Origin of the sequence: Enterobacter cloacae complex sp. CDL013, assembly GCF_049238805.1 — a bacterium.
Taxonomy (GTDB): Bacteria; Pseudomonadota; Gammaproteobacteria; order Enterobacterales; family Enterobacteriaceae; genus Enterobacter; species Enterobacter hormaechei_C.
The window spans coordinates 1-19,157 of record NZ_JBMKGT010000011.1 but is presented as its reverse complement, the minus strand read 5'-3'; the positions used below and the strand labels follow the sequence as shown (position 1 = coordinate 19,157).

Annotated in this window: 14 protein-coding genes; 6 read left to right on the top strand and 8 right to left on the bottom strand. The window is 56.4% G+C overall.

Annotation, left to right across the window (positions count from 1 at the left end; genetic code table 11):
- Nucleotides 1-97 precede the first annotated feature (97 nt).
- Entirely contained in the window at nucleotides 98-1,747 is a 1,650-nt protein-coding gene (pgi, locus tag ACOTXD_RS20030; RefSeq protein ID WP_003860343.1) for a glucose-6-phosphate isomerase, read from the bottom strand.
- Nucleotides 1,748-2,121: 374 nt separating this feature from the next.
- Here pgi and lysC point away from each other — a divergent pair, with 374 nt between their 5' ends.
- From lysC to ACOTXD_RS20015, 3 genes are all read left to right on the top strand, one after another.
- Nucleotides 2,122-3,471: a lysine-sensitive aspartokinase 3 gene (lysC, locus tag ACOTXD_RS20025; RefSeq protein WP_050871353.1), complete on the top strand. Its 1,350-nt coding sequence runs from the start codon at nucleotides 2,122-2,124 to the stop codon at nucleotides 3,469-3,471.
- A gap of 93 nt (nucleotides 3,472-3,564) precedes the next feature.
- Nucleotides 3,565-4,509, top strand: coding sequence for a ketopantoate/pantoate/pantothenate transporter PanS (panS, locus tag ACOTXD_RS20020; protein ID WP_015570166.1), 945 nt, complete (start codon nucleotides 3,565-3,567; stop codon nucleotides 4,507-4,509).
- A 50-nt stretch (nucleotides 4,510-4,559) separates the two neighbouring features.
- Nucleotides 4,560-4,832: a DUF3811 domain-containing protein gene (locus tag ACOTXD_RS20015; protein ID WP_003860346.1), complete on the top strand. Its 273-nt coding sequence runs from the start codon at nucleotides 4,560-4,562 to the stop codon at nucleotides 4,830-4,832.
- Here the strand turns inward: ACOTXD_RS20015 and rluF are convergent, their stop codons facing one another.
- The gene (gene rluF, locus ACOTXD_RS20010) at nucleotides 4,833-5,705 is read right to left on the bottom strand and encodes a 23S rRNA pseudouridine(2604) synthase RluF (protein WP_003860347.1); all 873 of its coding nucleotides are present in this window, start codon (nucleotides 5,703-5,705) and stop codon (nucleotides 4,833-4,835) included.
- A 197-nt stretch (nucleotides 5,706-5,902) separates the two neighbouring features.
- Here rluF and ACOTXD_RS20005 point away from each other — a divergent pair, with 197 nt between their 5' ends.
- Both ACOTXD_RS20005 and ACOTXD_RS20000 read left to right on the top strand, forming a co-directional pair.
- Complete coding sequence (locus ACOTXD_RS20005; protein WP_023315213.1) at nucleotides 5,903-6,205, top strand: type II toxin-antitoxin system RelE/ParE family toxin; 303 nt, start codon at nucleotides 5,903-5,905, stop codon at nucleotides 6,203-6,205.
- A 6-nt stretch (nucleotides 6,206-6,211) separates the two neighbouring features.
- Nucleotides 6,212-6,499, top strand: coding sequence for an addiction module antidote protein (locus ACOTXD_RS20000; protein ID WP_022650216.1), 288 nt, complete (start codon nucleotides 6,212-6,214; stop codon nucleotides 6,497-6,499).
- On the opposite strand, the gene ACOTXD_RS19995 is transcribed toward ACOTXD_RS20000, so the two are convergent.
- Nucleotides 6,496-8,127 carry a Na/Pi cotransporter family protein gene (locus tag ACOTXD_RS19995; RefSeq protein ID WP_003860350.1) on the bottom strand — a complete coding sequence of 544 codons (1,632 nt, stop codon included), beginning with the start codon at nucleotides 8,125-8,127 and terminating at the stop codon, nucleotides 6,496-6,498. The genes ACOTXD_RS20000 and ACOTXD_RS19995 overlap by 4 nt on opposite strands.
- 116 nt (nucleotides 8,128-8,243) lie before the next feature.
- A complete protein-coding gene (gene metH, locus ACOTXD_RS19990) occupies nucleotides 8,244-11,927 on the bottom strand; it encodes a methionine synthase (RefSeq protein ID WP_061856770.1) in 3,684 nt (1,227 codons plus the stop codon).
- A 193-nt stretch (nucleotides 11,928-12,120) separates the two neighbouring features.
- On the opposite strand from metH, the gene iclR reads away from it, so the two are divergent.
- Complete coding sequence (gene iclR, locus ACOTXD_RS19985) at nucleotides 12,121-12,951, top strand: glyoxylate bypass operon transcriptional repressor IclR (RefSeq protein WP_073970488.1); 831 nt, start codon at nucleotides 12,121-12,123, stop codon at nucleotides 12,949-12,951.
- Between the two features lie 37 nt (nucleotides 12,952-12,988).
- Here the strand turns inward: iclR and aceK are convergent, their stop codons facing one another.
- The 4 genes from aceK to metA form a co-directional block, all read right to left on the bottom strand.
- Nucleotides 12,989-14,725 carry a bifunctional isocitrate dehydrogenase kinase/phosphatase gene (aceK, locus tag ACOTXD_RS19980; RefSeq protein WP_061856772.1) on the bottom strand — a complete coding sequence of 579 codons (1,737 nt, stop codon included), beginning with the start codon at nucleotides 14,723-14,725 and terminating at the stop codon, nucleotides 12,989-12,991.
- A gap of 51 nt (nucleotides 14,726-14,776) precedes the next feature.
- A complete protein-coding gene (gene aceA, locus ACOTXD_RS19975; protein WP_003860356.1) occupies nucleotides 14,777-16,081 on the bottom strand; it encodes an isocitrate lyase in 1,305 nt (434 codons plus the stop codon).
- 31 nt (nucleotides 16,082-16,112) lie between these two features.
- Nucleotides 16,113-17,714 (bottom strand): malate synthase A, encoded by a 1,602-nt coding sequence (aceB, locus tag ACOTXD_RS19970; protein WP_061856773.1) that lies wholly within the window; start codon nucleotides 17,712-17,714, stop codon nucleotides 16,113-16,115.
- 269 nt (nucleotides 17,715-17,983) lie between these two features.
- Nucleotides 17,984-18,913, bottom strand: coding sequence for a homoserine O-acetyltransferase MetA (gene metA / locus ACOTXD_RS19965; protein WP_003860360.1), 930 nt, complete (start codon nucleotides 18,911-18,913; stop codon nucleotides 17,984-17,986).
- Nucleotides 18,914-19,157: the final 244 nt, after the last annotated feature.

Genomic DNA, 19,157 nt, shown 5'->3' with positions numbered 1-19,157 from the left:
TAAACTCAGATTCAGAATTTGAGATAACTAACAGACATCAGGAATTATCCGATAAAAAAATGCCGGCATATCGCCGGCATTGTTCATGACATATTTATTACGCACGCCAGGCTTTATAACGGTTAATCAGACCATTGGTGGAGCTGTCGTGGCTGTCGATCGCTTTATCGTCACCCAGCTCTGGCAGAATGCGGTTTGCCAGCTGTTTGCCCAGCTCAACGCCCCACTGGTCAAAGGTGAAGATGTTCAGAATAGCGCCCTGAGTGAAGATTTTGTGCTCGTAGAGGGCAATCAGCGCCCCCAGGCTGAACGGCGTGATTTCGCGCAGCAGGATGGAGTTAGTTGGACGGTTGCCTTCGAACACTTTAAACGGCACCACGTGCTCCAGCGTTGCCGGATCTTTACCCTGATCACGGTACTCCTGCTCAACCACCTCGCGGGATTTACCGAACGCCAGCGCTTCGGTCTGGGCGAAGAAGTTAGACAGCAGCTTCGGATGGTGGTCGGACAGTGGGTTGTGCGTAATCGCCGGGGCGATGAAATCGCACGGTACCATTTTGGTGCCCTGGTGGATCAGCTGGTAGAACGCGTGCTGACCGTTGGTGCCCGGCTCGCCCCAGATGATTGGGCCAGTCTGGTAATCCACCGCGTTGCCGTTACGGTCAACGTACTTGCCGTTGGATTCCATGTTGCCCTGCTGGAAGTAGGCCGCAAAGCGGTGCATGTACTGGTCGTACGGCAGAATCGCTTCGGTTTCAGCGCCGAAGAAGTTGTTGTACCAGATCCCGATCAGCGCCAGCAGCACCGGCAGGTTTTTCTCAGGCGCGGTGGTGGAGAAGTGTTTGTCCATCGCGTGCGCGCCGGAGAGCAGCTCAACGAAGTTGTCGAAGCCGACGGACAGAATGATGGACAGGCCGATTGCAGACCACAGAGAGTAGCGGCCACCAACCCAGTCCCAGAACTCAAACATGTTCGCCGTATCAATACCGAACTCACCCACCGCTTTACCGTTGGTGGACAGCGCCGCAAAGTGTTTCGCCACGTGCTTTTCGTCGCCCGCGGTTTTCAGGAACCAGTCGCGCGCGCTGTGGGCGTTGGTCATGGTTTCCTGAGTGGTGAAGGTTTTAGACGCCACCAGGAACAGCGTGGTTTCCGGGTTCACCTTTTTCAGCACTTCAGCGATGTGGGTCCCATCGACGTTGGACACGAAGTGCATGTTGAGGTGGTTTTTGTACGGGCGCAGCGCCTCGGTCACCATGAACGGGCCGAGGTCAGAGCCGCCGATACCGATGTTTACGACGTCGGTGATCGCTTTGCCGGTGTAGCCTTTCCAGCTACCTGAGATGATCGCTTCGGAGAAGGTTTTCATCTTTTCCAGCACCGCGTTCACTTCCGGCATCACATCTTTGCCGTCAACGATAATTGGAGTATTGCTACGGTTGCGCAGCGCCACGTGCAGCACGGCACGGTCTTCGGTGCGGTTGATCTTCTCACCGGAGAACATGGATTTGATGGCATCTGCCAGTTCAGTCTCTTTCGCCAGATCTTGCAGCTTCGCCAGCGTCTCTTCGGTGATACGGTTCTTGGAGAAATCCACCAGCATCAGGTCATCGAAGGTGGCGGAAAACTTGCTGAAACGATCGGCATCTTTCGCGAACAGATCCGCGATGGTGACGTCTTTCATTTCATCAAAATGTTTCTGTAGTGCCTGCCATGCAGCGGTCTGCGTTGGGTTGATGTTTTTCATAGCAATACTCTTCTGATTTGAGAATTGTGACTGCGGTCGATTGTAGCGCCTGCAAATAAAAATTGTGATGGTTTTTATGCCATTGCCCTGGTCTGCATCAAACGCAGGTGAAAAGACCCGAAAAGTATAGCTGCTGTCGCGCCCTTCCGGCGTGGCGAAATGTTGGTCAAAAAGGGGTAAAAAGGAGCATAAAATATGGGCCTGTTATAAGTCCTGTTTCTGAGGGGTACCCCCCCATGAAAAATCCGCATAATCCCAGCATTGACAGGACCTCCCCCGCATTTTATTTATAGGGCCGTATTTTGCGCCTGCACCTGTTCTCGCTTCATTCTTGTGCCAAGGTCGCTCTATTCATTCCCTGACACGAGGTTGTTATGACGAGTTTTGTGGTCGCCAAGTTTGGCGGCACCAGTGTGGCAGACTACGATGCCATGAACCGCAGCGCCGATGTGGTGCTGGCCGATCCGAATACCCGCCTGGTGGTACTTTCCGCCTCAGCCGGCGTGACGAACCTGCTGGTTTCTCTGTCTGAAGGACTGGAAGCGACCGAGCGTTTCGTGAAGCTGGATGCACTGCGCAAAATTCAGTTCGACATTCTCGAGCGTCTGCAAAACCCGAACGTCATTCGTGAGGAAGTGGAACGCCTGCTGGAAAATATCACCACTCTGGCCGAAGCCGCGTCGCTGGCAACCTCCAGCGCACTGACCGACGAGCTGGTCAGCCACGGCGAACTGATGTCCACCCTGCTGTTCGTTGAGATCATGCGCGAGCGCAATATTCAGGCGCAGTGGTTCGACGTGCGAAAAGTGATGCGCACCAGCGACCGCTTTGGCCGCGCCGAGCCGGACGTGGAAGCGTTGGCTGAGCTGACTAACCAGCAGCTTGCCCCGCGCCTGAATGAAAGCATAGTGATCACCCAGGGCTTTATCGGCAGCGAAGCCAAAGGGCGCACAACCACGCTGGGCCGTGGCGGTAGCGACTACACCGCCGCCCTGCTGGGTGAAGCCCTGCACGCCACCCGCGTGGATATCTGGACGGACGTGCCGGGAATCTACACCACCGACCCGCGCGTGGTCTCTGCGGCAAAACGTATTGACGTGATCGCCTTTGAAGAAGCGGCTGAAATGGCGACTTTCGGCGCGAAAGTGCTGCACCCGGCCACGCTGCTGCCCGCCGTGCGCAGCGACATTCCGGTCTTCGTTGGCTCAAGTAAAGATCCAAAGGCGGGCGGGACGCTGGTCTGCAAGAAAACCGAGAACCCGCCGCTGTTCCGCGCGCTGGCCCTGCGTCGTAAGCAGACGCTGGTTACCCTGCACAGCCATAATATGCTGCATTCCCGCGGCTTCCTGGCAGAAGTGTTTGGCATCCTGGCGCGCCACAATATCTCTGTAGATTTGATTACCACTTCCGAAGTGAGTATTGCGCTGACGCTGGACACCACCGGTTCAACCTCAACGGGTGATACCCTGCTGACGCAGTCGCTGCTGATTGAGCTTTCCGAGTTGTGCCGTGTGGAAGTAGAAGAAGACCTGGCGCTGGTGGCCATCATCGGCAACAAGCTGTCGCGCGCCTGTGGCGTGGGTAAAGAGGTGTTCGGCGTGCTCGACCCGTTCAATATCCGCATGATCTGCTACGGTGCATCCAGCTACAACCTCTGCTTCCTGGTCCCTGCCGATCAGGCCGAGCAGGTCGTGCAGAAACTTCATCAGAATTTGTTTGAATAAAATTCGTTAGCACGTTAAACAATATCGATAAGCCGGGCACAGACCCGGCTTTTTTATAACAAAACAACACGACAATACTGCAAGGAATTCACTATGCTCTCCGCTATCACCCGGCTGTTCCCGTTATGGGCGCTGCTGCTCTCTGTACTCGCGTATTACACTCCTGCCACGTTCACGGGCATTGGTCCGTGGGTCACCACGCTGCTGATGCTGATTATGTTCGGCATGGGCGTGCATCTGAAAATTGACGATTTCAAACGCGTGCTGTCTCGCCCGGCGCCGGTTGCCGCAGGGATTTTCCTGCACTACCTGGTGATGCCGCTCGCGGCCTGGCTGCTGGCGATGGCCTTTAAGATGCCGCCCGACCTTTCCGCCGGGATGGTGCTGGTGGGGAGCGTTGCCAGCGGCACGGCATCTAACGTCATGATCTATCTGGCGAAAGGCGACGTGGCGCTTTCCGTCACCATCTCGTCCGTTTCCACGCTGGTGGGCGTGATTGCCACGCCTCTGTTAACCCGCCTGTATGTCGACGCGCATATCCAGGTGGACGTGATGGGCATGCTGCTCAGCATCCTGCAAATCGTGGTGATCCCGATTGCGCTGGGTCTGGTCATTCACCATCTTTTCCCACGCGTGGTGAAAGCGGTTGAGCCGTATCTGCCCGCGTTTTCGATGGTCTGCATACTTGCCATTATCAGCGCCGTGGTAGCCGGCTCCGCATCGCATATTGCTTCGGTGGGCTTTGTGGTGATCGTCGCGGTTGTGCTGCATAACACTATTGGTCTGCTGGGCGGTTACTGGGGCGGAAAGCTGTTTGGCTTTGACGAATCCACCTGCCGCACGCTGGCGATCGAAGTGGGGATGCAGAACTCCGGCCTGGCGGCGGCGCTGGGTAAAATTTACTTCTCACCGCTGGCAGCGCTACCGGGGGCGCTGTTCTCCGTCTGGCATAATCTGTCCGGTTCGCTGTTAGCAGGGTACTGGTCCGGTAAGCCGATTGATGACCAACCGAAAAAAGATGCGGTGAAACAGGGTTAATTGTCCCGGCTTGCTTTACACTGAAGCCTCCCCATCAGGAGGCTTCAGCAATGGCTACACCACGTTTGACCCAGAAAGACATGACCGAAGCCGAGCAGCGCGAACTTAAAACGCTTCTCGACCGCGCCCGCATCGCGCATGGCCGCACGCTGACGAACGCCGAAACCAATCAGGTTAAAAAAGAGTACATCGACAAGCTGATGGCGCAACGTGAAGCTGCGGCGAAAAAAGCCCGCAAGCTGAAAAAAGAGCAGGCTTATAAGCCGGATGCAGAGGCGACCTTTTCCTGGTCCGCCAATACATCAACCCGTGGAAGGCGCTAATTAGCGCCCTTTCTTTTTGCGCCCCGGCTGGGTAAAGCGTTTTCCGTTACCCGGCTTGCCCCGCCCTTTCTCTTCTGCCTGCGGTGCCTTCACCACCGGACGTTTAATCGCCTGCGTTTTCGGTTTGGCTTTGGCTTTCGGCTTCGCTTCGGACGAGGAGTTTTCGATAAGTTTGAACAGCTCGATCAGCTCGTCGTCCGTTAAGTCACGCCACTCGCCCAACGGGATCCCGGACAGGCTGACGTTCATGATGCGCGTGCGTTCCAGCTTCGTCACTTCGTAACCGAAGTACTCGCACATGCGGCGGATCTGGCGGTTCAGGCCCTGCACCAGCGTGATACGAAACGCAAACGGCGCCTCTTTTCTGACTTTACACTTCTTCGTCACGGTACCCAGAATCGGCACGCCTGCGCCCATCCCGCGAATGAACTCGTCCGTCACCGGCTTGTTCACCGTCACGATGTACTCTTTCTCGTGGTCGTTACCGGCACGCAGAATTTTGTTGACCAGATCGCCGTGGTTGGTGAGGAAAATCAGCCCCTGAGAGTCTTTATCCAGACGGCCAATCGGGAAAATGCGGCTGCTGTGGTTCACGAAATCAACAATGTTGTCCCGCTCGCCATCTTCCGTGGTGCTGACAATCCCAACCGGTTTGTTCAACGCGATAAACACCAGGTCTTCGGCATCACGCGGTTCGATGACCTGACCATTCACTTTCACCACATCGCCAGGTACCACCTGATCACCAATGGTGGCGCGTTTGCCGTTAAGAAACACGTTACCCTGTTCAATGTAACGGTCAGCCTCGCGACGTGAGCAGATCCCGCTCTCGCTAATGTATTTGTTTAATCGGGTTGATTGAGTTGGCAGCATAGTTTCTCCTGTGAAGGGCGAAATATACCTTAGGTTTGGGCTGGAAAAAAAGATTAGCCGACGGTTACTGAGACGGGTTTTTTAGTTTGCGAGACGCTTTCAGGATTTAGCGTCAGGCTATTTATCCTTGAGCTAACTCCTTTTAGCTTTACTCTCCAGAGACAATTGCTTGTAGTTTATAAATCACAGGGAGTAATATGAAGGAGATCGTTCAGACAGAATCCTTCCGACGCTGGGAGCAAAATTTAAAGGACAGGCGGGCAAAGACGATTATCGCTTCCCGCCTCTTTAGGCTGGCAAATGGCTTAGCGGGCGACATTAGACCCGTGGGGGAAGGTATCAGTGAACTGAGGATCCACTTTGGCCCGGGCTACAGAGTCTATTTTAAGGACCAGGGCAATTGCATCATCGTGCTGTTATGTGGTGGTGACAAAAGCAGCCAGGCCAGAGACATACTTATGGCAAAAATGCTGAGCAATGTATCCCAATGGCAGGAGTGAATGAGCATGCATAAATTAACACCCTACGATCCAGCCAACGCACTGGTGGATGACGAGGAAATCGCTGTGTTTATGGCTGATGCATTAGAGACGGGTGACTCAGCGTACATTGCTAAAGCGCTGGGCGTCATCGCCCGAGCGAAAGGGATGTCGACCATTTCCCAGCAAACGGGCCTGTCACGAGAACAACTGTATCGATCATTCAGTGATAAGGGGAACCCAACGCTCAAAACCACGCTGGCGGTCATGAAAGCATTGGGCCTTGGGTTAACAATCAAACCCTCTGGGGATTAATACTCATCCCGCTCGTCGTCTTCATCCGGTTGCTCCATCACGCTGTACGCCACCGCGCAGAACAACGAGTTGAGACGTTTCATATCGCCCAGCAGCCCCAGGTGGAGCGAGCTGGTTTCGATACTCTGCACGTTCTGCTGATGCAGACGCTCAACGTGGGCGTGCGAGTAGCGGCGATTAAGGATGCGGAAACGGTGCTTGTTGCGGCGCAGGCGGCGCGCGCTCGGCACGTCGCTGGAGAAGAAGACCGACATCGCCAGCTTCAGGTTGCTGACCAGCTGTTCGTGCAGCGCTTCCAGCTCCTTCAGCCCTTCCACAGAAAACGCCCGACGTGCTGCCAGGGATTTGTCCGCGATTTCACTGCCCATACGCTCGACAATATCCGAAGCCTGCTCCAGGTTAAGCGACATCTCAATGATTTCCGCCCAGCGGCGGGATTCCTCTTCCGCCAGCTCGTCCTGGGGGATCCGCGCCAGATAGAGCTTGATGGCGGTATACAGCACGTTGATATCGTCCGCCAGCCTGCGCAGCTCTTTTTCTTCGCGCGGCTCGCCGTGCATCACCTTTTGCAACCCTTCCAGCATGGTTTCCATCGCGTCACCCATGCGCAGCGTTTCGCGGGCGGCATTGGCGATGGCCAGCGCGGGCGTGTCCAGCACAGAGGTGTCCAGATGCTTCGGTTTAAGGCGCGCGTCCAGCTCCGGTTCATCACGAATTAGCCGCTCGCAGAAGCGGGCCATCGGCGCGGCAAACGGCACCATCGCCAGGCAGCGCACCAGGTTGTAGAAGACGTGGAAGTAGATCACCAGCTCCGCTTTCGGCAGAGAGAGATTGTCCATCAGGTTCGCCAGCGGGTGCACAAACGGAAGAATGATCAGGCTACCCACCAGCTTGAAGAGCAAACTCCCCAGCGCCACGCGGCGGGCGGCAGCGTTGGCGGCGCTGTTGTTGAGCATCGCCAGCAGGCCAGAGCCGAGGTTGGCACCGATCACCAGGCACAGCGCCACCGGGAAGGAAATGACCCCTGCGGCGGTTAAGGTCGCCGTCAGCAGGACCGCTGCCAGGCTGGAGTAGCTGACGATGGCAAACACCGCGCCAATCAGCGCGTCGAGCATGATGTCACCGGTCAGGGAGGCGAAGATGACCTGCACACCGTTGGCCTGGGTGATCGGCGTGACAGCCTGCACAATCAGCTCCAGCGCCAGCAGGATCAGCCCGAGGCCAATACCGACGCGGCCAAGCTGCCCGGCACGGCTTTGCTTACGGCCGAGGAAGAAAATGACGCCGATAAAAATCAGCAGCGGCGACAGCCAGGAGAGATCGAACGTCAGGATACGCGCCATCAGCGCGGTACCGACGTCGGCGCCAAGGACAATCACCAGCGCCGGGGCGAGCGCCACCAAATCCTGCGCCACGAACGAGGTGACGAGCATGGTGGTGGCGTTGCTGCTTTGCACCAGCGCCGTGACGCCAATACCCGCGCAGAAGGCGAGCGGCTTCTTCTCAACGCTGCCGCTGAGAACGGTACGTAAACGTGCGCCAAACACACGCATCACGCCGGTACGAACGATATGGGTGCCCCATACCAGCAGTGCGACTGCGGAGAGCAGGTGTAACAACGTCAACACGGTAGGCATTCCTCCTTATCGTTATTCGTTTTCCTGAGGTTCAGTATAAGGGTTTAAACGTAAGAAAGAGACAAGGCACCATAGCGGTGCCCTGTTTGTTGTAAGGAAAAGTGACGTTAGTCTGCGTCGTAGCCTAAATTCGGCGCCAGCCAGCGTTCCACCTCTGACACGCTCATGCCTTTACGCAGAGCGTAATCCTCAATCTGATCGCGCTGAAGCTGTGCCACGGCGAAGTACTTGCTGTCCGGATGGCTGAAGTACCAGCCGGAAACGGACGCGCCCGGCCACATGGCGAACGACTCGGTAAGTTTCATGCCCGTATGCGCTTCCACGTCGAGCAGTTTCCAGATAGTGCCCTTCTCGGTGTGTTCCGGGCAGGCCGGATACCCCGGCGCCGGTCGAATGCCCTGGTAATTTTCGCGGATCAACTCCTCGTTGCTGAGATTCTCATTGGCCGCGTAGCCCCAGTGCACCTTACGTACGCGCTCGTGCAGATACTCGGCAAAGGCTTCCGCCAGGCGATCGGCAATCGCTTTCACCATGATTTTGTTGTAATCATCGTGCTGCGCGTCGTACGCATCCGCCAGCGCGTCTTCTTCCAGACCGCCGGTTACGGCAAAGGCGCCGATATAGTCGGCTTTACCGGAGAGTTTCGGTGCGACGAAATCCGCCAGGCAGTAGTTGGCAAAGCCCACTTTCTCGGTTTGCTGGCGCAGATGGTGGCTCACGGCCAGCACATGGGTGCGGGTTTCATCGCGGTAGATTTCCACGTCGTCGCCCACGCGGTTCGCCGGGAACAGCCCCACCACGCCGCGCGGGTTGAGGGCTTTCTCTGCGCTCAGCCTGTCGAGCATATCGTTAGCATCTTTAAACAGGCGCTTCGCCTCTTCGCCCACCACCTCATCTTCAAGAATACGCGGGTATTTGCCGGCCAGCGACCAGGTCATGAAGAACGGCGTCCAGTCGATGTAGTTACGCAGCGTTTCGATGCTGGCCGTCACGTCCTGCACGCCCAGACGGTGTGCGACCGGCGGCGTATAGCTGGACCAGTCGAACGCCAGATCGTTTTCGCGCGCCGCCTGAAGCGAAACCGGCGGCGTGCGCGGTTTCTTACGTCCATGCTGAATGCGGACGGTTTCATACTCTTTGCGGGTGCGGGCGACAAAGTCATCGCGCTGGGTGTCGGACAGCAGCGCGGAGACCACGCCCACGGTGCGCGAGGCGTTTTGGACATACACCGTCGGCCCGCTGTAGTTCTGCTCGATTTTCACCGCCGTGTGGGCTTTCGAGGTGGTTGCCCCGCCAATCAGCAGTGGAATGGTGAAGCCCTGGCGCTCCATCTCTTTTGCCACGTTGACCATTTCGTCCAGCGACGGCGTAATCAGCCCGGAAAGACCAATCAGATCCGCATTCACCTCACGCGCGGTCCTGAGGATTTTATCCGCCGGGACCATCACGCCAAGATCGATAATTTCGTAGTTATTACACTGCAACACCACGCCAACGATGTTTTTGCCGATGTCGTGTACGTCGCCCTTCACGGTGGCGATGACCATTTTACCGTTACTGGAGCCCTTCTCTTTGCTGGCTTCGATAAAGGGTTCCAGATACGCCACCGCCTGTTTCATGACGCGGGCGGATTTCACCACCTGCGGCAGGAACATTTTGCCCTCGCCGAACAGATCGCCGACCACGTTCATGCCGTCCATCAGCGGCCCTTCGATCACTTCAATCGGACGGGCGGCCTGCTGACGCGCTTCCTCAGTATCCTCCTCGATAAACTCGGTAATGCCTTTTACAAGCGAGTATTCCAGACGCTTATTCACATCCCAGGAGCGCCATTCGGCCTGTTGAACGTTGGCTGATTCGTCAGATTTACTGCCGCGGTATTTTTCCGCCAGATCCAGCATGCGTTCGGTGGCGTCGTCACGACGATTGAGGATCACGTCTTCTACGGCGTCGCGCAGCTCGGCTGGCAGATCGTCGTAAATTGCCAGCTGGCCGGCGTTGACGATCCCCATGTCCATCCCGTTGCGGATGGCATAATAGAGGAACACGGCGTGGATCGCCTCACGCACCGGGTCGTTGCCGCGGAACGAGAACGAGACGTTTGACACGCCGCCGGAGATCAGCGCATGCGGCAGTTCGCGTTTAATGTCTTCACACGCGCCGATGAAGTCCTGGGCGTAGTTGTTGTGCTCTTCGATGCCGGTCGCGACGGCGAAGATGTTCGGGTCGAAGATGATGTCTTCCGGCGGGAAGCCCACCTCTTCGGTCAAAATTTTGTACGCGCGGCGGCAAATCTCAATCTTGCGCTCGCGGGTATCGGCCTGGCCCACTTCATCGAAGGCCATCACCACCACGGCGGCCCCGTAGCGACGCACCAGCTTCGCGTGGTGGATAAAGGTATCGACCCCCTCTTTCATCGAGATGGAGTTAACGATGCCTTTGCCCTGAATGCATTTCAGCCCTTTTTCGATGACGTCCCATTTAGAAGAGTCAATCATGATCGGCACGCGGGCGATATCCGGCTCACCGGCAATCAGGTTGAGGAAACGCACCATCGCCGCTTCGGCGTCGAGCATCCCCTCGTCCATGTTGATATCGATAATTTGCGCGCCGCTTTCCACCTGCTGGCGGGCAACGTCCAGCGCTTCGCTGTACTTCTCTTCTTTGATCAGGCGCTTGAACTTCGCAGAACCGGTAACGTTAGTACGTTCACCCACGTTCACAAACAGGCTGTCGTCGCCGATGGTCAACGGCTCCAGGCCGGACAGGCGACAGGCAACCGGCAGTTCGGGCAGCTTGCGCGGCGGCAGTCCGGCCACGGCGTTGCTCATGGCGGCGATATGCTCAGGCGTGGTGCCGCAGCAGCCGCCGACGATGTTGAGGAAACCAGATTCAGCCCATTCGCGGATTTGCGCCGCCATGGTGTCGGCATCCAGATCGTACTCACCAAACGCGTTCGGCAGACCGGCGTTCGGGTGGGCGGTGACGTAGCATTCCGCGATACGGGAAAGCTCCTGCACGTACTGGCGCAGCTCGTCCGGCCCCAGCGCGCAGTTCAGGCCGAAGGAGAGCGCTTCGGCATGGCGCAGAGAGTTATAAAACGCTTCGGTTGTCTGGCCGGAAAGCGTGCGCCCCGAGGCATCGGTGATGGTACCGGAAATCATGATCGGCAGGTCGACGCCCAGCGACTCGAACTCCTCTTTTACCGCGTAAATTGCCGCTTTGGCGTTGAGGGTGTCGAATACGGTTTCAATCAGGATCAGGTCGGAGCCGCCTTCCACCAGCGCTTTAGTGGACTCCCGATACGCGGCCACCAGCTGGTCAAACGTGATGTTCCGAAACGCCGGGTCGTTCACGTCCGGAGAAATCGACGCGGTGCGGTTGGTCGGGCCCAGCACCCCGGCTACGTAGCGCGGCTTGTCCGGCGTACGGGCCGTCCATTCGTCGGCGCAGGCGCGCGCCAGCTTCGCCGCTTCAAAGTTGATCTCCGCCGACAGGGACTCCATCTGGTAATCCGCCATGGCGATGGTTGTCGAGTTAAAGGTGTTGGTTTCAACGATATCCGCACCCGCTTCGAAGTAGGCGTTGTGGATATCCTTGATCACGGACGGCTTGCTGAGCACCAGCAGGTCGTTGTTCCCTTTCAGGTCACAAGGCCAGTCGGCAAAGCGCTCGCCGCGGAAATCGTCTTCGCTCAGGCGATAACCCTGGATCATGGTGCCCATGCCGCCGTCCAGCACCAGAATTCGTTCATTTAACTGCGCACGCAGTTGCTCTACTTTGCTGCTCACACTTGCTCCCGACAACGCTCAACAAGGCCAAAAGGCTGCGTTCCATACTGGCACAATCTCGCAGGGTGGAAAAGTCGCTCAGCGGTAACATGAGACATGTTCACTATTACTCCTCCGATCAGTCAGGATAACGGTTGCAAATTCACCAAATAAAACGAAAATGATTTCCACGATACAGAAAAAGGAGATCGTCATGGTCGCGACCGTTCCCGCTAAACGCGGCAGAAAACCTGCTGCCACCACCGCTGCCGCACAACAGGGTGGACAGGTTCAATCGCTCACGCGCGGTCTGAAGCTGCTGGAGTGGATAGCCGAGTCGCACAGCAGCGTGGCCCTGACGGAGCTGGCCCAGCAGGCTGGCCTGCCGAACTCCACGACGCACCGCCTGCTGACCACCATGCAGCAGCTGGGCTTTGTCCGCCAGGTAGGCGAGCTGGGGCACTGGGCGGTGGGCGCGCATGCGTTTATCGTGGGCAGCAGCTTCCTGCAAAGCCGCAACCTGCTGGCGATTGTCCACCCGATTCTGCGCAAGCTGATGGAGGAGTCCGGCGAGACGGTAAACCTGGCCGTACTGGATCAGAGCGATCACCAGGCGATTATTATCGACCAGGTGCAGTGTACGCAGCTGATGCGCATGTCCGCGCCGATTGGCGGCAAGCTGCCGATGCATGCCTCAGGGGCGGGTAAAGCGTTCCTCTCGCAGCTGACCGAGGAGCAGGTGACGGGGCTGCTGCACCGTAAAGGACTGCATGCCTATACCCACGCCACGCTGGTTTCGCCGGTGCATCTGAAAGAAGATTTGGCCCTGACCCGCAAGCGCGGCTATTCGTTTGACGACGAGGAGCACGCCCTCGGCCTGCGCTGTATCGCAGCCTGCATTTTTGACGAGCACCGCGAGCCGTTTGCCGCCATCTCTATCTCCGGGCCGATTTCACGTATGACCGACGATCGGGTCACCGAGCTGGGCGCGATGGTGATTAAGGCGGCGAAAGAGGTGACGCTGGCGTACGGTGGGATTCGTTAAGCATGCATTGCCGGGTGGCGGCTTCGCCTTACCCGGCCTACATGATGCCCTCTGAAAACCGGATGCAAAACCGCTGCTTACGGCGGTAAGCGTACACATCTTCCACGTGCCCGTTTTTGATCCGCGTTTGCAGTCCCCGCCAGTAGCTGGCGCGGAACAGATCAGCATGCATCTCTTCGAATAGCGGCCCGATGCGCGGATCGGCGCACAGCCAGTGTCGAAACTCTTCGGGAAACACATCGCCCGGCGAAACGCTGTACCACGGCTCGCTGGAAAGCTCATCTTCCGGGTAGCGGGGCGGTGGGATATCGCGGAAGTTCACCTCGGTCATGTAGCAAATTTCGTCGTAATCGTAGAACACCACCCGCCCGTGACGGGTGACGCCGAAGTTTTTAAACAGCATATCGCCCGGGAAGATATTGGCGGCGGCAAGCTGGCGAATCGCATTGCCGTACTCTTCAATGGCGTCTCGTAAAGCCTGGCCTTCGGACTGCTCCAGCCAGATATTTAGCGGCACCATCCGGCGTTCGATATAGAGATGGCTAATCGCAATCTTATCGCCAAGATCGGTAATTTTCGTCGGCGCTTCCTGCATTAGCAGCGACATCAGCGACGGATCGATCTGCTGCTTATCCAGCACAAAGTTTTCAAACTCCTGGGTATCGGCCATTCGCCCGACACGATCGTGCTCTTTAACCAGCTGATAGCAGGCGCGAACGTGCGCGGCGCTCATCTCCTTCTGCGGGGCGAATTTATCCTTAATCACCTTAAACACGCGGTCGAAGCCCGGCAGTGTGAAAACCAGCATCACCATGCCGCGGATCCCCGGCGCTTCGATAAACTGCTCATCAGCCGTGGTGACATAACGCAGGTATTCCCGATAACTTTCCGTTTTGGCATGCTTCTGACAGCCAATCGCCATGTACAGCTCGGCGGTGGTTTTGCCCGGCAGGATCTCGCGCAGCCACTCCACCAGGGCGGCAGGCAGTGGGGCATAGACCATGAAATAGGAACGGGCGAAGCCAAATACGATACTGGCCTCAGCGCTGGTAGTCAGGCAGGTATCGACAAACAGTTGGCCGTCGTCGGTACGGTGAATGGGCAGCAGAAACGGCACGATGGCTGTCGGCGTAACCAGTTTGCCCACCAGCCAGGCGGCCTTATTCCGGTAGAAAAGCTCGTTGGCAACCTGCAAATGGCTGCGGCTGAGCACCTCCTCGCCGAAGGTTTCATTGAGATACGCATGGATATAGCCGATATCCCGGAGTTTATTCTCCCACGGCAGGCGCAGCGGCAAATCCGTTAAGACGCGGTGCAGGAGCTTTTCCCAGCCGCGATCGGGAAAGAAATCTTTCGCCAGCGGACGCGGAATGGTACGGAAGCGGCGCTCCGGCTGGGAGCTGAAGATAAATAACCGCTCAGGAGATAATGAGCGGTGGTCAAATAACCGGCAATAGACGGAGTTGAAAAAGCTCTCCGCAATCTCGAAGCGCGGGTAGTCGGGTAACAGATGGGTGTAATGCTCTTTCACGCGCAGTAAAAAATCCGCATCCGGGCTTTTACCGTCGGTGATACAGCGCAGTTGCTCCACCACCAGACCTACATGGTGATCATAAAGATGGATACGCTGCTTCATGGCCTGCTGAACCGCATGCCAGTCGGCGTGCTCAAAACGCTGTTGCGCGCCGGAGGTGACTTCCAGAAAGCGGCCATACTGGGCATCGAAGCCCTGCAAAATAGTTTGGGCAATCAGTAATTCCAGACCACGCGACATATATTCCCCCTCACCCCAACCCTCTCCCCGAGGGGGGAGAGGGGGAAAAGATTAGAACTGTGCTTCTTCCGTTGAGCCCGTTAATGCCGTGACGGAGGAGGCCCCGCCCTGAATAATCGTGGTCACATTATCGAAGTAGCCGGTTCCCACTTCCTGCTGGTGCGAAACGAAGGTATATCCCTCTTTGCCTGCCGCAAATTCTGGCTGCTGCACCTTCTCAACATAGTGCTTCATGCCTTCGCCCTGCGCGTAGGCGTGCGCCAGGTCGAACATGTTGAACCACATGCTGTGGATACCCGCCAGGGTGATGAACTGGTACTTGTAGCCCATATCCGACAGCTGCTGCTGGAAGCTGGCGATGGTGGTATCGTCCAGATTCTTTTGCCAGTTGAAGGACGGCGAACAGTTATAGGCCAGCAGCTTGCCCGGATACTTCGCATGAATCGCATCGGCAAAACGCTTCGCCAGCGCCAGATCCGGCGTGGAGGTTTCACACCAGACCAGGTCAGCGTAAGGGGCATAGGCCAGACCGCGGCTGATGGCCTGTTCGATACCGGCATGCGTGCGATAGAACCCCTCGCTGGTGCGCTCGCCGGTAATAAATTCGCTGTCGTACGGATCGCAGTCAGAGGTGATCAGGTCCGCCGCATCAGCATCGGTACGGGCAATCACCAGCGTCGGCACGCCGAGCACGTCAGCAGCCAGACGCGCGGCAACCAGCTTTTGGATCGCTTCCTGGGTTGGTACCAGCACTTTCCCGCCCATATGCCCGCACTTCTTGACCGACGCCAGTTGATCTTCAAAGTGAACGGCCGCTGCACCGGCCTCAATCATGGATTTCATCAGCTCAAAGGCGTTCAGCACGCCGCCGAAACCGGCTTCCGCATCGGCGACGATCGGCAGGAAATAGTCTATAAAACGCGGATCGTGGGGTTCGATACCCGCGGCCCACTGGATCTGATCCGCACGGCGGAAGGTATTGTTGATCCGATCCACCACTGACGGCACCGAGTTCGCCGGATAAAGAGATTGATCCGGATACATGCTGGAGGCAAGGTTAGCATCCGCCGCGACCTGCCAGCCGGAAAGATAGATAGCTTCAATGCCGGCCTTCGCCTGCTGCAATGCCTGACCGCCAGTCAGTGCGCCGAGGCTGTTGATATAGCCTTTTTTAGCTCCCCCGTGCAGCAGATCCCACATTTTTGCCGCGCCGTTCTGCGCCAGCGTACATTCCGGGTTAACCGAGCCACGTAACTTCACCACTTCCTCTGCGCTGTACGGGCGGCGAATGCCTTCCCAGCGCGGTTGGGTCCACTCTTTTTGTAACTCTTCGATCTGTTGGGTACGGGTTTTCATGTGCAGATGCTCCATATTGTTATGTGGTGAATTACGCCAGGAAGCGGTAGCCCGGTAGGGTCAGGAAGTCGATTAAGTCATCAGAGGTGGTGATTTGCTCCATCAGACGTGCAGCATCGTCAAAACGCCCACTGCTGAAGCGGTGCTCGCCCAGTTCGTCCTGGATGACCCGCATCTCTTCGGCCAGCATCTGACGGAACAGGGCTTTGGTTACCGGTTTGCCGTTGCTGAGCGTTTTTTGATGGTGGATCCACTGCCAGATGGAGGTACGTGAAATTTCCGCCGTGGCGGCATCTTCCATCAGGCCGTAAATCGGCACGCAGCCGTTGCCGGAGATCCATGCCTCGATGTACTGCACGGCGACGCGAATATTGGCGCGCATGCCCTCTTCCGTACGCTCGCCCGCACACGGCGCGAGCAACTGTTCTTCTGCGATGGGCGCATCATCTTCACGGGTGACAAACAGCTGGTTTTTGTTGTCGCCGAGTACGCGGTTAAAGACTTCCATCGCCGTATCGGCCAGACCGGGATGGGCAATCCACGTCCCGTCGTGGCCATTACGGGCTTCCAGCTCTTTATCGGCTTTCACCTTGTTGAGCACATTGTTGTTACGCTCAGCATCTTTGCTCGGGATAAAGGCCGCCATGCCGCCCATCGCAAAGGCGCCGCGTTTGTGACAGGTCTTAATCAGCAGGCGCGAGTAGGCGCTGAGGAACGGTTTATCCATAGTCACAACCTGACGATCCGGCAATACCCGGTCGGCATGGTTTTTCAGCGTTTTGATGTAGCTGAAGATGTAATCCCAGCGGCCGCAGTTCAGGCCCACAATATGGTCACGCAGCGCATGGAGGATCTCATGCATCTGGAATACGGCAGGCAGGGTTTCAATCAGCAGCGTGGCTTTAATGGTGCCGCGCGGCAGGCTGAAGCGGTCTTCTGCGTAGCTGAAAACTTCACTCCACCACGCCGCTTCCTGCCAGGACTGGGTTTTCGGCAGATAGAAATAGGGGCCGCTGCCTTTCGCCAGCAGGTTTTTATGGTTGTGGAAGAAGTACAGCGCAAAGTCGAACAGGCTGCCCGGAATCGCTTCTCCGCGCCAGGTGACGTGCTTTTCTGGCAAATGCAGACCGCGTACGCGACAGATCAGCACCGCCGGATTCGGTTTGAGCTGGTAAATTTTACCGGCTTCGTTGGTATAGCTGATGGTGCCATTGACGGCGTCGCGCAGGTTGATCTGCCCGTCGATAACTTTCTGCCAGTCCGGTGCCAGCGAGTCTTCAAAATCGGCCATAAAGACTTTGACGTTGGCATTCATGGCGTTGATCACCATTTTGCGCTCTACCGGGCCGGTGATCTCCACACGACGATCCTGTAAATCTTCAGGGATTCCGCGGATTTTCCAATCACCATGACGAATGGAAGCAGTTTCCGAAATAAATCCTGGCAACTTGCCGTTATCGATCCCCTGCTGTTGGTGAATGCGCGCCGCCAGCAGTTTATTACGCTGTGGCGTAAAGCGAGTCACCAGTTCAGTCAGAAACTCTACCGCTTCTGCCGTCAAAACTTGCTGTTCTTGCTCACCATTCGGCTGGGTAAAGGTCAGTTCATCGACCGTTGTTGCCTGTTGAGTCATCGTTCTGCTCCTCATCAAAGATCCAAATCACGCCCCCGACGCGGGCGAAAGATCGTTGTGTAGTTTTCGCTCAGCAGAATTAAGACTATCTATAATTTTTCCAAAATCAAAAACAATTTCCATTTTAATTTTAATTGCAACGCAACTTCATGATTACTATAGAGTTAAAGTTTCCTGGTATGTTGAACAGGATTTCGGAAATAAAAAAGGCACCCGAAGGTGCCTGATCTGAATAGCTGAAACGCTTTAGGATCGTTTAATGCAGACGATTACTCCAGCGTCGGATTCATGTGGCGAAGATCGTACGGCGTAATCTGGTAGACGTAATAGTTGAGCCAGTTGGTAAACAGCAAATTTCCATGACTACGCCAGGTTGCCCGAGGCGTGTTTTGTGGATCGTTTTTCGGGAAATAGTTGTACGGGACATCCGGATTCAGACCCGCTTCAACGTCACGAAAATACTCTGCCGCGAGGGTATGCGGATCGTACTCAGGATGGCCGGTAACGAACGCGATGCGTTTGTCTTTACTGGCGAACAGGTAGGCATCGCCGTCTTCCGTTTCGGCCAGGATTTCCAGGTCGGTGTAATCTCGGATCAGCTGTGCCGGAAAATCGGCGTAGCGAGAATGCGGGGCCAGGAAAGTGTCATCGAAACCACGCGTCAGCAGCGCATGCGGGTGAAGGATGTGGTGTTCGTATACGCCAGAAAGTTTGTCGCTGCGGGTTTGCTTGGGAATACCATACAGGATATTCAATGCGGCCTGTACCGCCCAACAGACAAACAAGGTGGACGTGACGTGATCTTTTGCCCACTCCAGCACCTGCCTGATCTGTGGCCAGTAGGCAACGTCATTAAATTCCACCAGACCCAGCGGTGCGCCGGTGACGATCAATCCATCGAAGTTCTCATCGCGAATATCTTCAAAATTACAGTAGAAGTTATTCAGATGCTCAGCAGGCGTGTTGCGTGACTCACGCGCGTCAATGCGCAGCAACTGGATATCAACCTGAAGCGGAGAGTTGGAGAGCAAACGCAAGAACTGGTTCTCTGTTTCGATCTTCTTTGGCATCAAATTAAGGATCAGCACCTTCAGCGGGCGAATTTCCTGACCAGAAGCACGCGAAGTTGTCATTACGAAGACATTCTCTTCACGCAAGAAATTGACGGCTGGTAGCTCGTCCTGCACCCGAATCGGCATAACCTTAAATCCTCACAGCATACGTATAAACGTTTAGACATCCAGACAGCTAACGATACCCAGAAACGGGGTTAATGTCGAGCCTGCAAGCGTAAGGTGAGAAAGTTTCAAGGAGGGGATGGTGCGGTTTGGTGCCCTCACCCCGGCCCTCTCCCACAGGGAGAGGGAGAAAAACAAAAGCAAAAAACCCCGCACCTTACGGTACGGGGTTCTTCTTGTTTGATGCCTGGCAGTTCCCTACTCT

Coding starts and splice junctions, on each gene's coding strand:
- pgi (WP_003860343.1), bottom strand. CDS start 1,747: ATGAAAAACATCAACCCAACGCAGACCGCTGCATGGCAGGCACTACAG.
- aceK (WP_061856772.1), bottom strand. CDS start 14,725: ATGTCGCGTGGTCTGGAATTACTGATTGCCCAAACTATTTTGCAGGGC.
- rluF (WP_003860347.1), bottom strand. CDS start 5,705: ATGCTGCCAACTCAATCAACCCGATTAAACAAATACATTAGCGAGAGC.
- ACOTXD_RS20000 (WP_022650216.1), top strand. CDS start 6,212: ATGCATAAATTAACACCCTACGATCCAGCCAACGCACTGGTGGATGAC.
- aceA (WP_003860356.1), bottom strand. CDS start 16,081: ATGAAAACCCGTACCCAACAGATCGAAGAGTTACAAAAAGAGTGGACC.
- panS (WP_015570166.1), top strand. CDS start 3,565: ATGCTCTCCGCTATCACCCGGCTGTTCCCGTTATGGGCGCTGCTGCTC.
- lysC (WP_050871353.1), top strand. CDS start 2,122: ATGACGAGTTTTGTGGTCGCCAAGTTTGGCGGCACCAGTGTGGCAGAC.
- metA (WP_003860360.1), bottom strand. CDS start 18,913: ATGCCGATTCGGGTGCAGGACGAGCTACCAGCCGTCAATTTCTTGCGT.
- ACOTXD_RS20015 (WP_003860346.1), top strand. CDS start 4,560: ATGGCTACACCACGTTTGACCCAGAAAGACATGACCGAAGCCGAGCAG.
- iclR (WP_073970488.1), top strand. CDS start 12,121: ATGGTCGCGACCGTTCCCGCTAAACGCGGCAGAAAACCTGCTGCCACC.
- aceB (WP_061856773.1), bottom strand. CDS start 17,714: ATGACTCAACAGGCAACAACGGTCGATGAACTGACCTTTACCCAGCCG.
- ACOTXD_RS20005 (WP_023315213.1), top strand. CDS start 5,903: ATGAAGGAGATCGTTCAGACAGAATCCTTCCGACGCTGGGAGCAAAAT.